This is a genomic window from Robbsia sp. KACC 23696, assembly GCF_039852015.1.
Lineage (GTDB): Bacteria > Pseudomonadota > Gammaproteobacteria > Burkholderiales > Burkholderiaceae > Robbsia.
Map to the genome: position 1 here is coordinate 1,273,755 of NZ_CP156626.1, position 14,036 is coordinate 1,287,790.

The 14,036-nt window shown below is 61.9% G+C and carries 11 protein-coding genes and 2 pseudogenes; 9 read left to right on the plus strand and 4 right to left on the minus strand.

What is annotated here, in order from left to right; translation table 11 throughout:
• Positions 1-86: 86 nt before the first annotated feature.
• Positions 87-1,736, plus strand: coding sequence for a chaperonin GroEL (gene groL, locus ABEG21_RS05260; RefSeq protein ID WP_347556196.1), 1,650 nt, complete (start codon positions 87-89; stop codon positions 1,734-1,736).
• A gap of 427 nt (positions 1,737-2,163) precedes the next feature.
• Here the strand turns inward: groL and ABEG21_RS05265 are convergent.
• Together ABEG21_RS05265 and ABEG21_RS05270 are read right to left on the minus strand one after the other, a co-directional pair.
• Positions 2,164-2,331, minus strand: a pseudogene (locus ABEG21_RS05265) (bifunctional hydroxymethylpyrimidine kinase/phosphomethylpyrimidine kinase); the annotation flags it as partial.
• A gap of 477 nt (positions 2,332-2,808) precedes the next feature.
• Positions 2,809-3,252 (minus strand): annotated as a pseudogene (locus ABEG21_RS05270) (bifunctional hydroxymethylpyrimidine kinase/phosphomethylpyrimidine kinase); the annotation flags it as partial.
• 129 nt (positions 3,253-3,381) lie between these two features.
• Here ABEG21_RS05270 and ABEG21_RS05275 point away from each other — a divergent pair.
• Positions 3,382-3,552 carry a rubredoxin gene (locus tag ABEG21_RS05275; protein ID WP_024902812.1) on the plus strand — a complete coding sequence of 57 codons (171 nt, stop codon included), beginning with the start codon at positions 3,382-3,384 and terminating at the stop codon, positions 3,550-3,552.
• Positions 3,553-3,649: 97 nt separating this feature from the next.
• Here the strand turns inward: ABEG21_RS05275 and ABEG21_RS05280 are convergent, their stop codons facing one another.
• Positions 3,650-5,233: a deoxyribodipyrimidine photo-lyase gene (locus ABEG21_RS05280; protein WP_347556197.1), complete on the minus strand. Its 1,584-nt coding sequence runs from the start codon at positions 5,231-5,233 to the stop codon at positions 3,650-3,652.
• Between the two features lie 31 nt (positions 5,234-5,264).
• Here ABEG21_RS05280 and ABEG21_RS05285 point away from each other — a divergent pair, with 31 nt between their 5' ends.
• The 5 genes from ABEG21_RS05285 (at position 5,265) to ABEG21_RS05305 (ending at position 9,697) form a co-directional block, all read left to right on the plus strand.
• Positions 5,265-5,840 carry a YqgE/AlgH family protein gene (locus tag ABEG21_RS05285; RefSeq protein WP_347556198.1) on the plus strand — a complete coding sequence of 192 codons (576 nt, stop codon included), beginning with the start codon at positions 5,265-5,267 and terminating at the stop codon, positions 5,838-5,840.
• A gap of 5 nt (positions 5,841-5,845) precedes the next feature.
• Positions 5,846-6,355: a Holliday junction resolvase RuvX gene (gene ruvX, locus ABEG21_RS05290; RefSeq protein WP_347556637.1), complete on the plus strand. Its 510-nt coding sequence runs from the start codon at positions 5,846-5,848 to the stop codon at positions 6,353-6,355.
• Positions 6,355-7,572 (plus strand): hypothetical protein, encoded by a 1,218-nt coding sequence (locus tag ABEG21_RS05295; protein ID WP_347556199.1) that lies wholly within the window; start codon positions 6,355-6,357, stop codon positions 7,570-7,572. Before ruvX ends, ABEG21_RS05295 begins: the two co-directional genes overlap by 1 nt.
• 397 nt (positions 7,573-7,969) lie before the next feature.
• Entirely contained in the window at positions 7,970-8,725 is a 756-nt protein-coding gene (locus ABEG21_RS05300; RefSeq protein ID WP_347556638.1) for an amidohydrolase family protein, read from the plus strand.
• 93 nt (positions 8,726-8,818) lie between these two features.
• Complete coding sequence (locus ABEG21_RS05305; protein ID WP_347556200.1) at positions 8,819-9,697, plus strand: lysophospholipid acyltransferase family protein; 879 nt, start codon at positions 8,819-8,821, stop codon at positions 9,695-9,697.
• Positions 9,698-9,783: 86 nt separating this feature from the next.
• Here ABEG21_RS05305 and ABEG21_RS05310 read toward each other — a convergent pair whose 3' ends face one another.
• The gene (locus ABEG21_RS05310; RefSeq protein ID WP_347556201.1) at positions 9,784-10,722 is read right to left on the minus strand and encodes a symmetrical bis(5'-nucleosyl)-tetraphosphatase; all 939 of its coding nucleotides are present in this window, start codon (positions 10,720-10,722) and stop codon (positions 9,784-9,786) included.
• 499 nt (positions 10,723-11,221) lie between these two features.
• On the opposite strand from ABEG21_RS05310, the gene ABEG21_RS05315 reads away from it, so the two are divergent.
• Positions 11,222-12,190, plus strand: a complete 969-nt coding sequence (locus tag ABEG21_RS05315; protein WP_347556639.1) for a GDP-mannose 4,6-dehydratase — start codon at positions 11,222-11,224, stop codon at positions 12,188-12,190.
• Between the two features lie 64 nt (positions 12,191-12,254).
• A complete protein-coding gene (locus ABEG21_RS05320; protein WP_347556202.1) occupies positions 12,255-13,961 on the plus strand; it encodes a hypothetical protein in 1,707 nt (568 codons plus the stop codon).
• Positions 13,962-14,036: the final 75 nt, after the last annotated feature.

Consider the following 14,036-nt stretch of genomic DNA (forward strand, 5'->3'; position numbering starts at 1 on the left):
CAGTGAAAGAGGGCCGTGAGCCCGCGCCGCATCGTGCCGGAATCCTGTTGTTCGACAAGTACAAAGCATTCTAGGAGTTTGAGAACATGGCAGCTAAAGAAGTCGCTTTTGGTGATTCGCCCCGCGCGAAGATGGTCGAGGGTATCAACATCCTGGCCAACGCAGTAAAGGTTACGCTGGGCCCGAAGGGTCGTTTCGTGGTGCTGGAGCGTAGCTTCGGTGGCCCGACGGTCACGAAGGATGGTGTTTCGGTTGCGAAGGAAATCGAACTGAAGGACCGCTTCCAGAACCTGGGCGCGCAAATGGTCAAGGAAGTTGCTTCCAAGACCAGCGACAACGCCGGTGACGGTACGACGACGGCAACGGTGCTGGCACAAGCCATCGTTCGCGAAGGCCAAAAGGCTGTGGTCGCGGGCCTGAACCCGATGGACTTGAAGCGCGGTATCGATCTGGCCGTCGTGGCAGCGGTTGCCGAGCTGAAGAAGCTGAGCAAGCCGTGCACGACCAGCAAGGAAATCGAACAAGTTGGTTCGATCTCGGCCAACAGCGACGAATCCGTCGGCAAGAAGATTGCTGCCGCGATGGACAAGGTTGGTAAGGAAGGCGTCATCACCGTCGAAGACGGCAAGTCGCTGGAAGACGAACTGGAAGTGGTAGAAGGGATGCAATTCGACCGCGGCTACCTGTCGCCGTACTTCGTGACGAACCCGGAAAAGCAAGTTGCCGTTCTTGAAAATCCGTACGTCCTGCTGTTCGACAAGAAGATCTCGAACATCCGTGACCTGCTGCCGGTGCTGGAACAAGTTGCTAAGTCGAGCCGTCCGCTGCTGATCATCGCTGAAGATGTCGAAGGCGAAGCATTGGCAACGCTGGTCGTCAACAGCATCCGTGGCATCCTGAAGACCGTTGCCGTCAAGGCTCCGGGCTTCGGCGACCGCCGCAAGGCCATGCTGGAAGACATCGCTATCCTGACCGGTGGTCAAGTGATCGCGGAAGAAACCGGCCTGACGCTGGAAAAGACCACGCTGGAACACCTCGGCCACGCAGCACGTGTCGAAATCGGCAAGGAAAACACGACGATCATCGACGGCGCAGGCGAGTCGGTGAACATCGAAGCACGCGTCAAGCAAATCCGCGCGCAAATCGAAGAAGCTACGTCGGACTACGACCGTGAAAAGCTGCAAGAGCGCGTTGCCAAGTTGGCAGGCGGTGTTGCACTGATCCGCGTCGGTGCTGCGACCGAAGTCGAAATGAAGGAAAAGAAGGCACGCGTGGAAGATGCATTGCACGCAACGCGCGCTGCTGTCGAAGAAGGCATCGTTCCTGGCGGCGGTACGGCACTGATCCGCGCACTGGCAGCAGTGGCAACGGTCAAGGGCGCTAACGCCGATCAAGACGCAGGCATCAAGATCGTGCTGCGCGCGATGGAAGAGCCGCTGCGTCAGATCGTGTCGAACGGTGGCGAAGAAGCCAGCGTCGTCGTGGCTGCTGTGAAGGCAGAAAGCGGCAACGTCGGCTACAACGCAGCAACCAGCAAGTACGAAGACCTGGTCGCAGCGGGTGTGGTCGATCCGACCAAGGTGACGCGTAGCGCGCTGCAAAACGCCGCTTCGGTTGCTGGCCTGGTCCTGATGACGGACTGCGCCGTGGTCGATCTGCCGAAGGACGACGCGCCGGCAGGTGGTGGCATGCCGGGCGGGATGGGCGGCATGGGCGGCATGGGCATGGATATGTAAATATCCTTGCCCGTGGGGGCATACCTCGCGAGACGACGGCAGGTTCGCTTGTCTGTCTTATTGCGGGGGCGTCGATGGCGAGTTCATCGGCACGTGCCTTCACCGCACGGTGTTCCGCGGTCTCAGTCGGGCCGCGGACAAAGAAAAAACGCTGGGGATCCTTGGATCCACCAGCGTTTTTTTATGGACGGCGCATCAAGCGCCGCTTCTCCGATCGCGCTTAGTGACGCGAGCCTTGCATCGACCAGGCATCGATCGGTGCGACCCGACGCTCGGCGATGATGATCTCGCCACTGGCAGGCTGTGTCGGCGTGTCGGACGCCTCTTCCGTGCTCTCGACTTCTGCCGGCGGCGCGGCGAGATCGGCGTTGCCTTCGTCGTCGCTATCGTTGCCCGCGTGGGGACGCAGTCCCGGCGCGCCGGGGCCGCGGCTCCAGAAATAGCGATGCGGGATCCACGCGCCCATGCCCGGGCGGAAACCATGCCGCATCGCCTGCGCCAGATAGCGTTGCGCTTCGGCAATCGCATCCGGGGCGGTGTGGCCGAGCGCCAGCAACGCCGCGACGGCCGCCGCGAGCGTGTCGCTGAAGCCGATGCCGCTGCCCGGCTGGGAGCGCGCGAACGACACACGTCCCTCGGCGACCGCGGCCGAACTGCCGCCTTGTCCGATATCCCGGCTGTTCCGACCCGCCACGCCGTGCCACGGTCCCATCATCGGTGCCGCACCGGCAAAGCGATGATGGCCGATGCGGCCACGCTCGCTGAACACGGTATGGGCGTAGTCGCTGCCGTGGGCTGCGGACAACAGCACGAATTCCGCGCCGGCGTCGATGATGCGCGCAACCGCCTCGGCGGTGGCGGCATCGGCACCCATCGGGTCGTCCAGCCCCGCGCCGGCCGGCATCGCGGCGGTGGAGGGCCAGCCGTCGCGTTGCTCGGCCGAACGCTGCGCCAGCCGGTCGGACACGCGCTCGGCGAGCCGCTCTTCGGACAGCATCGCTTCCTCGATCAGCTCCTCGTCGATGAAATCGGCGGTGAAGCCGGCGCCCAGGCCCTCGTAGCTCGCCAATTGGCGCGCCAGGAAGGCATCGGCCACGACGATCGACGATTGCGGCACCAGCAGCTCACCGATCGCCGCGCACAGATGCTCGTCGGCCAGCATATGGCCATTGGCATCGCGGCCCAGATCGGGGTGCAGGATCAGCGGGAGGGTGTCGTAGTCGGCGACGACCTCGGCAATGGCGCTGGCGATCTCGGCGCGTACCGTGGCGCCGATCTTGAAGGCCGCCACAGGCATGTCCTCCAGCAACATGCGGGCTTGTGCCGCGACATGCTCGGGATCCACGGCCGTGACGCCCAGGCAATCCCGGGAATCGCGGACCGCGTATCCGGTCAGGACGCTCACGCCGTGGCAGCCCATGCTCGCAAAGGTGGCCAAGTCCGCCTGAATGCCCGTGGCGCCGGTGGGATCGGCAATGCCGAAAGTCAAAACTATGGGAGGGGGGGAACTTATCATGCGTCAATTTATTGCGCGGTCAGGTGCTCCGCGCGATGAGAAAAGCCCAGTCGGGCTTTTCGTCGATGCGCCAAACCGTTACCATCATGGTTTGCATTGTAGCGGATCGTCGTAGGACGCATCGAAAGAATGGAATATCAAAGCTGGATGTGCCTGATTTGCGGTTGGATTTATGACGAAGAGGCAGGACTGCCGGAAGAGGGCATTGCGCCCGGCACGAAGTGGGATGACGTGCCAATCAACTGGACCTGCCCTGAGTGTGGGGCCCGCAAGGAAGATTTCGAGATGGTTCAGATCTGATCCGCAACGCGTGTCTTGACGACGCGCGATGGATCGATAGGGCCGGACCCCGTCAGCACGACGCGGTCCGGCTTTTTGCGTGGTGCGATCGCCTGGCTCAGTTTTCTTCGGTGCCGACCTTTTTGACGACGTCGTAGCGCTCCAGCGTTCGCTGACGCGCCTCGGCGTGGTCGACGAGCGGACGCGGGTAGTGCTTGTCGAGCGTGATGCCGGCCCGGGCCAGGATCTCGGGCTTTGCGAGCCAGGGCGCGTGGATCGATTTGTCGTCGAGCGCGGCAAGCTCGGGCACCCATTCGCGGATGAAGGTGCCCTTGGCGTCGAATTTTTCCGATTGCGTCAGCGGATTGAAGATACGGAACCAGGGCTGCGCATCGCAGCCGCTCGACGCCGCCCATTGCCAATTGCCGTTGTTGGCGGACAAGTCGAAGTCATTTAGCAACCGCTCGAAGTAGGCTTCGCCGCGACGCCAGTCGATACCGAGGTCCTTGATCAGGAAGGTTGCCGCCACCATCCGCAGACGGTTATGCATGAAGCCGGTCTGGTTGATCTGCCGCATGGCCGCATCCACCAGCGGATAGCCGGTCCGCGCCTCGCACCAGGCCGCGAAATGCGCCTCGGCGGTCTTGCCGCTCTGCCATTGGATCCGGTCATATTCCGGTTTGTAGGCGTAGCGGGCCGGCTTCGGCGTACGGAGATGGCGGGGAAGCGCGTCCTTCTCCGCGTGTTCGTCCTCGTCGAATTCGCGCTCGTCCTCGACGACCAGACGCGGGTTGTGGAACAGGATCTGGAAAAAGAAATCGCGCCAGACCAGTTCCGACAGCCAGGTCTCCGCGCCCTCGCGGTCGCGCGCCGCGTGACTGGCGGCATAGGCCGTGCGGGCCAGCGCGCGCGGGGAGATCGTGCCATGCCGCAGATGCGTCGACAGCAGACTGGTGGAGGCGAGCGCCGGGAAATCCCGGGTGCGATGATAGTCGCCCACGCGGCTCTCGAATTGCTCCAGCAGCGTCAATGCGTTGTCTTCGCCGGCCGGCAGGGGCGTCTGCGCCTCGCCGAAGCCCATCGCCTGCAGCGACGGCAGCTCGCGGGGATGCAGGCGCCCTTTCAGGTCTTTGAAAGCTGGCGCGCGGGCCGGCGGTGCGGCAAGCCGGTCCAGATGTCGCTCGGACGGCCGCGCGGCGAAGGCGCGATCGCCTTGCGCGGCCAGCAACCAGGCCCGTTTGTACGGCGTGTAGACGCTGTAAGGCTTGCCGGCGCCCGTCAGGACCTCGTTTTTCTCGAAAATTGCCTGGTCTTTGAAGGACCGCAGCACGATATCGACATCGTCCAGCCGGTCCGCGACTTGCGCATCACGGGCGATGGCCGCGGGTTCGTAATCGTGGTTGAGGAAGACCGCGTCGACGTGCAATTGCTGCGCGAGCGCGGGCACCAGCTCGACGGGATCGCCTTCGCCGATCCACAGACCGCCGCCGTGCTGCTGCAAGGTGCGCTGCAGTTCGACCAGACTTTCGTGAATGAAAGCGACCCGCGCATCGTTGGCGGGAAGCCCGTCCAGGATGGCGCGGTCGAAGATGAACACACAGTGGACCTGCTGCGCGGCCTCCAGCGCATGGTAGAGTGCTGTCTGGTCGCGAGTACGCAGGTCGCGCCGGAACCACACCAGGGCGTTACTGAATTCGGGCATACCGTTACCGTGTCTTTGCTAAAATTGCATCATGTCCAAGTCCTCTGCCGATCGCATTAACCTGACGAACCAATTCCTGATCGCTATGCCCGGCATGGCGGACTCGAATTTCTCGGGTACTGTCATCTATTGCTGTGAACACAGCGAGAAGGGCGCGCTCGGCCTCGTGATCAATCGCCCCACCGATATCGACTTGAAGTCGTTATTCGATCGGATCGATCTGAAACTCGACAGCGCGACCCTGTCCTCCCTCCCAGTGTACTTCGGCGGGCCTGTTCAGACCGAACGCGGCTTCGTCTTGCACGAACCGGGCGGCGAATATACGTCGTCGATGACGGTACCGGGTGGGCTCGAAATGACCACGTCGAAAGACGTGCTCGAAGCGGTGGCAAGCGGGCAGGGACCGAAAAAGTTCCTGCTGACGCTGGGGCATACCGGCTGGGGCGCGGGGCAGCTCGAGAACGAAATCGCGCAGAACGGCTGGCTGACGGTCGATGCCGACCCGTCGATCATCTTCGATGTTCCGGCCGAGCAGCGACAGGAGGCCGCACTGGCCTTGCTGGGCGTCTCCTTGTCGATGTTGTCCGGCGAGGCGGGGCACGCTTGACTGGCATTGCACCGGCGTTTGTTTCCGATGCCTCGGTCGTACTGGGATTCGACTACGGCGAGAAGCGCATCGGCCTGGCGGTCGGCAATACGCTGACCGGCTCCGCGCGCCCGCTGGCGATCATCGAAAACCGTTCCCGCGATTACCGTTTTGCGGAAATCGGCAAAGTCATTGCCGAGTGGCGCCCGGCGGTTCTCGTCGTCGGTCTGCCTTTTCACCCGGACGGCGCGGCCCATGAGATGACGCAGCTCGCCCGCCGATTCGGCAACCAGTTGAATGGTCGCTTCAATGTGCCCGTGGTGTGGGTCGACGAGCGTTATACGTCAGTCGAAGCACGGCAATTGGCGCGTGAGGCGGGACAGGGCGGCGGCGGTCGTGGACGGAGTGGCGGCGGTGCCGGGCGGGGCGGTCGGGGACCGCGCATCGATGATGCCGCGGCCAGCTTGATTCTGCAGCAATACCTGAACGACGGCGGCACTAGCCAAGTCGATCTCAGCGGCCAGGGCGGCGCCTGATGAGTTGGGCGTCGCATCCGCAGGCCGGATCGGATGGGGGGCTGCGACATCTGCTGACCTTGGATGGCTTGCCGCGTCGGCACCTGGAGCATCTGCTGCGCTGGGCTGCGCGCTATCTCGTTTATCTGACGGCGGGAAGCGTCTCGCCGGCACCGGGCAGCGATGATGCCGGTCACGGTGTGCTTGCCGGGTCCTGCGTCGTGCCGATGTTCGTCGATATGGAGGAGCAGGCCGCCTGCGTGGCCGCCGCCCTGGCGCTCGGCGCCGATGTCCGGTTTTGCCCCGGATTCGTTGGGGCGGAAGCGACATCGCTGGCGTCCCAACCGCTAGTCGGTGGCGCAGGCGTTGCGGGCGATGGCGTGTCTTCGCGCCGTCTGATCGACTGGCTCCCCGCGCTCGCTGATGCGCGCTATCTGATCCTCCAGCATGGGCAAAACGGCGCGCCTTTTCTGTTCGCCGCCCATTGCGCGGCGCATCAACAAATTGTGAATGCCGGCGACGGCAGCTATGCGCACCCGATACGCGCGCTATGCAATATTCTCGACATCGTGCAACGCAAGCCGGATTTGGCGGCGCTGCGGGTGGCGATTCTCGGTGATATCGCCGGTTCCGGCGTCGCACGCTCGACTTTGCATGCCTTGACGACCTTGGGCGCGCCGGAAATCCGGGTCGTCGGACCGACCGCACTGTCTTTCGAGGCGATCGCGCAGTTAGGAGCGACTTGGTACGCCGATCCCGAGATTGGCCTGGCCGATATGGATGCGGTGGTGGTGCTGTCCACGGACCGGGCGCAAGCAGGTGACACGTCAGCAGCCTATGTGCGGTTTGGCGAAAGGACGGATGCCGATGGGGACGCGTTTGCACTGACGCCGCCGCCGAATCTTGTCGTCCAAGCGGTCTGGATGGCGGTTTTCGCGGTGTTGGCGGGATGCGCCGATGAGAACGTCCATCGCGTCATCGGTTGGCAGGGCATGCCATACACCGACGATTCGCTCGACGTCCCGCCGATCAACCCGGGGGTGGGCGATAGCGATGGGCGAAACGTTGCCACCACGGCCGATACCGACGCTGATTCAAGGGGCGACGGTCTTGCTGCCGAGCACTGTCGGCGCGGGCCTGCGTCGCGTCCAAACGGATGTTTATCTAGACGCGGGCGTCATCGCGGGCATCGGCGCCGAACCTGCGGGCTTCGCGCGTTCCACCGCGCAACACATTGATGCGCGGGGTTTGATGCTGATGCCGGCCATGGTCGATCTCTGCGCGCGATATGGGTCCGCCGCGGCTGCGTGGCCGGAAGCCGCGGCGTGCGGCATTGCGGCGTTTGTAAGTCCGGGGATCGCGCGGGTCGATTGTCGTGCAGCGATGCATCGGCGTGCCGAGGCTGACGGGCGCGATCGCGATCGCGACGGGGGCGCGCTGAGTGATGCCCATTTCCCCGACGTCGACGTCGATTCCGATACAGCGCCCTTTGCCTGGGGCTCCCCGACGTTCGACGCAGGCTTCGACGGCATCGCCGATCGTGCCGGCTTGCAAGCCGCGATGTCGCGCGCAAAGGCTGCCGGCGTGCCGTTATGGGTCAGGCCGCGGGACCGTGCGCTGGCGGCAGGCGGCGTGATGGCGAGCGGGCCTTTCGCCGTGCGTCTGGGCTTGCCCGGGGTGCCCGAGGCGGCGGAAACGCAGGCGATAGACGCTGTGGTGGCATCGATGCGCGAGACGCAGGCGGCGGTACATTTGTCCCGACTGTCGTCGGCGGAAGGGGTGATGCGCGTGCGCGACGCGAAAGCCGACGGCCTTGCCTTGACCTGCGACGTCGCGGCGCATCAGCTGCATCTGATCGATGTCGATATCGGCTGGTTCGACAGCCGTTTCCGCTTTGATCCGCCTTTGCGCGCAGCCGGCGATCGTGAGGCGCTGCGTCACGGGCTGGCGGACGGCACGATCGATGCGATCTGCTCCGATCACACGCCGCACCGTGCGCGAGATAAACAGGTGCCGTTTGCGCAGGCGCCGGCGGGGGCGCCGAGTTTTGCGCTGCTGCTCGCATTAACGATTAAATGGGCTTCAGAGGAACGCGTGCCTTTGGCCGAGGCCTTGTCTCGCATCACGTCGAAGCCCGCGGCGATCGTCGGCGGTCGTGCTGGGTGCATCGCCTTGGGTGCCGTTGCGGACCTCGCTCTCTTTGATCCGGACGATTACTGGCAGGTAGAGGACGGCAATGGCGCAGGTGAAAACGCAAGTGACCATCGTGCGGCGTCGCCATTTGCAGGCTTCGAGCTACCCGCGCCTATCCGAGAAACCTGGCTGGCAGGACTGAAAATGTCTCAATTATGGGATTCGCGAGGCTATACGGATTGCGTGCAGGATCGGTAATATGCGTTTCACGGACAGACGTAATGCTCCCTCTCCTTGTGACCGGTGTGTGATGCTCCGCGCTGGTTCCCTGTCCCTCGTTTACGGTCTTTCATGCAACGTCCAGTGAGTCCCGCGCCCGAAGCGGATCGTGCCGATGTGCCGCACGTCGTATCAGCCCCGTCCCCGGTCGACGACGGAGACATCGCGGTCCGCCGCGCGCCTGCGTTGGCGAAATATCGCTTGATTGCGCATATCGTCAAGGGTGTCTGGCTGATCGTGACGCGCTACAAACGGGTGGACGCGGGCAGGCAGCAACAGATGGTGCGCCTTTGGGCCGACCAATTGCTGGCGCTGTGCGGTGTGACGTTGAAGGTGCACTTGCCTGCGGGTGTTTCCGTGCTGGATCAAGGAGCGATGGTGGTGTCGAACCACGTTTCCTGGCTCGACATCTATGTGATCAATGCCTGGCGTCCAACGCCATTCGTCGCGAAATCCGAGATAGCGCGCTGGCCGGTAATCGGCTTTTTAGCGACGGCGATCGGCACGGTGTTTATTCAGCGGGAACGTCGTGGCGATGCCAAACGTATCGTCGATCAGTTATCCAATGTCTTGAGGCGCGGCGGTTTGGTATGTCTGTTCCCCGAGGGGACGACGGGTGCCGGGCGTACGATCATGCCGTTTCACGCCAACATCTTCCAGGCGGCAGTTGCAGCCGATGCGCCTGTGCAGCCGGTCTGTCTGCTCTACGAGCGTCCCCATGCCGGGCGGCGCGGTGAACAGTCTCTGGCACCGGCTTATATCGGCGATATGTCCTTGGGCGATACGTTGCGGGCCGTGTTAAAAGAGGGCCCGATCGTAGCGCATCTGTATGTGGGCCAAGCGCTCACCGGTCTCGCCGATAGACGCAGCGCATCACAAGCGGCGCACGCGGCGATCGCGGGGATGCTGCAGGAAATGCAGGCACCGCTAGAAGCGCCGCAGGATCATTGAAGGGTGCCACTGTCGCGGGGCGGATGGCGACGTAGACGACGGAGCCGGCATCCACGTGGAGTGGCTTCCCCGCGTCTTCAGCGGGATCAGTTGCCTTCCGGGACGTGGGACACGCTGTGTGCTGCACTGGACGTATCGCAGGGAACTTGAAACAAGGTGCGTTGTTCCGGGTCGGTTGTGAGACGCCGCGCGCTGAGCGCGTGGCCCCACACGCAGCCGCTATCGAGGCCCAACAGGCGATCGCGGGTGATAAGGCCCAATGCTGCCCAGTGCCCGAAGATCACCGTGATGTCGTTGGTGCTACGGTCCGGGACATCGAACCACGGCATATAGCCGGGCAACGCAGACTCTAAGCCGCCATTTGCCTTGAATTCCATTTCGCCGGCAGCATTGCAAAAGCGCATTCGCGTCAAGGCGTTGGCAATCACGCGCAAGCGATCGTCGCCAACGAGGTCTTCTCGCCACACATTGCCGTTACCGGCATAGATGCGGGCAATGAACGTGCGCCAATCGTCGCTACGTAAGCCGGCTTCGAGTTCGCCGGCCAGTCTTAGGGTGGTGTGCGCGTCCCATTGTGGCGGGACGCCGGCGTGCACCAGCAGCATGTTGTTTGCAAAGTGCGCCATCGGTCGATGCCGGACCCAATCGATCAAAGCGGCTGAATCGGGGGCACCTAGAATATCGGCGATCGTGTCGCCCCGTTTCATCGTGCGGACACCGGCGGCAACGGCCAATAGATGCAGGTCGTGATTACCGAGAATCGAGATGACGCGGTCGCCTAAAGCGATCAGTCGACGTAAGGTACCAAGCGAGTCATGGCCGCGGTTGACGAGGTCGCCTGCGATCCACAACGGTGAGCGACCAAGCGTTTCCCCGTTCGCGATTCGTCGCTCATCGTCGGCGTCGATCTGATCAAGCAAACGATCGAATGCATCGCGACAGCCCTGGAGATCACCGATGGCGATGGGGACGCTGGGGACGGCGTAACTCCTGGGGGATTGCGCGCCGGGAGCGGATAATGTCATCAGGTCGCCGTCGGGAGCGGACTCGGAAAGCAAAACAGGCATGGCCAAAAACACTAAAAATCAAGAGGATGGCCCGTGAGCCAGACACCGCCGAATGTCCCCACGGATTTACTGTCACCGTGACGGAGGCACGCAACAGGGAGAACGCGCTCAGCACTGCTATTTTGCCGGAAAACGAAATAGCATGTACGTGGATCCGCTGCTTGACGCCATGTGCCGGTATCCAAGTAACGCGTTGTTCCGGATCACCCGCGGCAAGCGAAACCGGTACCACAAGGCAGATAGGCGAGCGATGCGCCTTTGTTTAAGATGACGCGCATTGGCGGCTGCTCCGAATTGCGCAATTTTCGTCCGACCCCTGAAGTCCAGTATCATCAGGCCGTCGACGAAGCGATGGTTATTTTCGCCGTCAGCAGGTGCCGTGTGGTGCGCTGTTTGGCGGTTTTAGCGCATAGCGGACGAGCGGCATCGTCGCAGTATCCCTTTTTGATGCGGAGAAATTGAATTGAGTTTATCGCCTTCTGATGCCCAGTCGACCACTCGGCATGCGCTGATCACGGGGATTAGAGGTTTTACCGGCGAATATTTAGCGCAGACGCTCTCCGCATCGGGGTATCGGGTCTCCGGCACACGCGTGCCGGAAGGAACGACGGCGCAGACCGATGGAACGGATCCGTCCATTCTGTCACTCGATATTACCGACGAAGCCGCCTGCATTGCATTGATCGACCGGGTGCGCCCCAGCCATATCGTGCATTTGGCGGCCCGGACGTTTGTTGCCGATGACGACGCACTAGGCTTCTATCGCAGCAATGTCCTTGGAACGCTGAACCTATTGCAAGCTTGCGCAAAGGTGGGACACGTGCCCGAACGGATCGTCATCGCCAGCAGCGCCAACATCTATGGCAATGCGGCCGGAACGATCGACGAGCGTTGCGTTGCCGCGCCGGTCAATCATTACGGCGCGAGCAAGTTGGCCATGGAGTGCTTGGTCCGCACCTGGGAAGATCGTTTGCCGATCGTGATCACACGGCCGTTCAATTACACCGGGCAGCACCAGAGTGTGCGCTTTTTGATTCCGAAGATCGTCTCGCATTTCATTCAGAAGAAAGACCGTATCGAATTGGGCAATCTGGACGTGGTTCGGGATTTCTCGGATGTGCGGTATGTGGCGGACGTCTATAAGGGCTTACTGGAAAACCAGGCGGCTATTGGTCAGACGGTTAATATCTGCAGTGAAAGCGAGCATGCGCTTGGCAACGTGATCGATCTGTGCCGGGAGTTGTCCGGGCAGTCGATCGACGTGCAAGTCAATCCGGCCTTTGTTCGCGCTAACGAGATCAAGTTTCTGATCGGCAGCGCTGAAAAGCTGCGCCGCTTAGTGCCCGATGCGCATCCGATCGCGCTGCGCGATACGCTTGCTTGGATGCTGGCGGAAGTGCCGGGAAATGGTAACGGCCGGAATTGATCGACGAATGCGCACTTCTAGGTCTTATCTTGGCGCGGGGCTTTGCGTCTTACTCGCGCTGGCAGTGTCACTCAGCATCATGGGCGTGTACGTGCATGGGCGTTTGTCGGGCGAGTTCTCGCATCACCTGATGCAGGCAAAACGCTGGGGCATGCCGCCGTTGTTGCAGGAAAAGGGACTGACGCCGCTTTACCTGCCTGGGACCGAAGCCGGTTGGGACGGGCAGTTCTATTACGACGCGGCGAACGATCTGCTGGATCTCCATGGCACCAGTCGGTTCATCGATTCGGATGCCTACCGCTATCAGCGCATCGGCTTGCCCTTGTTTGCCAAGGGGCTGGCAAGCGTTTTGGGCCAATCATGGGTGAGTCCTGAGCTGTACTACGCGGCGGACTTGTTGCTGATTTTGTTGGCAACCTTTGTTGGCGCACGATTTTTCCAGTCGGCGGGGGTATCGCCATTTTGGATCCTGCTTTGGACTTTCGGCCCAGGCACGCAGTTGACGCTGCTCAACGGTTTGCCGGATGCCTTTGCCGATGCGTGGGTCATCCTGGGCATGGTCGCCTTTGTCCGAGGACGCAACCTGCTATATGCCATTTCATTGGCCATGGCCGCGCTGTCGCGCGAGACGTTCGTCGTGTTGCCGTTGGCCCTGGGTGCCGGCGTGTTATTGCGTGGGGTCGTGCCTTCGTTGAATGCGTCGCGGCAGCGCATGCCGATTCCGGAGCTCGTTCGGGCGGCGTTCTGGCAGGCGATTCCAGTGCTGGTCTTCGCAGTCTGGCAGATATTCATCCGACTGCATTTCCATAAAGCCCCGTCTTCGCAGGCTGCCGGTATCCTCGGGCCGCCATTCGAGAGTTTGGTTCACCATCTTTCGGCAGGACTAGCGGGGCACTATCCGAGCGTGTCGGAAGGTAAGTGGTCGCGTATTGCCGGGGTCGATCTTGTCTTCTTTGTCGTCTTGTTGCTTGCCATGGCTGCTGTTTTTATCGCTCAGGTACGCGCGGTATGTAGCCGACAGCAACTGATCCAACGGTTCCCGGGCCTATTCGAAGTGAGCGCGGTGTCATTTGTGATCGTCATGCTCTACATGAGTTTTGGCGATTCTGTGATTTGGAATTTTTCTGGGTTTATGAAAGCGGCGACGATCTTCGTTTTCCTGATCCCGTTCTTGATGACCTGGCGTAAGCAGCGGATCCCAGCCGTCCTATTGGTTTTTCTGCTCGTAATGGATGCCTATTTCGGTTGGCGGTTGTGGGCGTTCCGCCTTAGCGGTGCGCCGATCGTTTACAAGGTTGATCGTCAATGCGCAGCGCTTTCTTTTGACGAGCAGCCTACGTGTCGTAAAGATTTCGTATGGCAGGGAAGAGAGCTTCCTGGGATTGTCGGTAAGGTGACCGGGACTGCGCGAGTCGCTACCCCAGCCTCGCGCGCCGACTTTCTGTCATATGGCCCCTATATCGCGCTGCCGCCGGGCCGTTATCGAGTGACGCTGCGTTATCGACGAAGCGCCGACGCGAGTGCTGCCGCCTCGGTAGTACCTCCAGCGCAGGCGAAAGACTTTGACTGGCGAATGGGTGTATTCGGCGGCTCGGCGCGCGTTACGCTCGCGCACGGACGTCTTCTGGCACTTGCCCAGCGCATGACGACTGATATCACCGTACCTACTCGGACTGAGGGGGTCGAATTACAGGTCTACTATGACGGCATCGGGCAGCTTGCGCTCGACAGTATCGAGATTGCGCAAGCGGTAAGCGATACCTCGCATTAGGAGCGGCAACACTACCTGCTAGCGGCACATTTGGTGACGAAGAGCAGACTAGCTTTTAATGCAGCATCGCCGGAC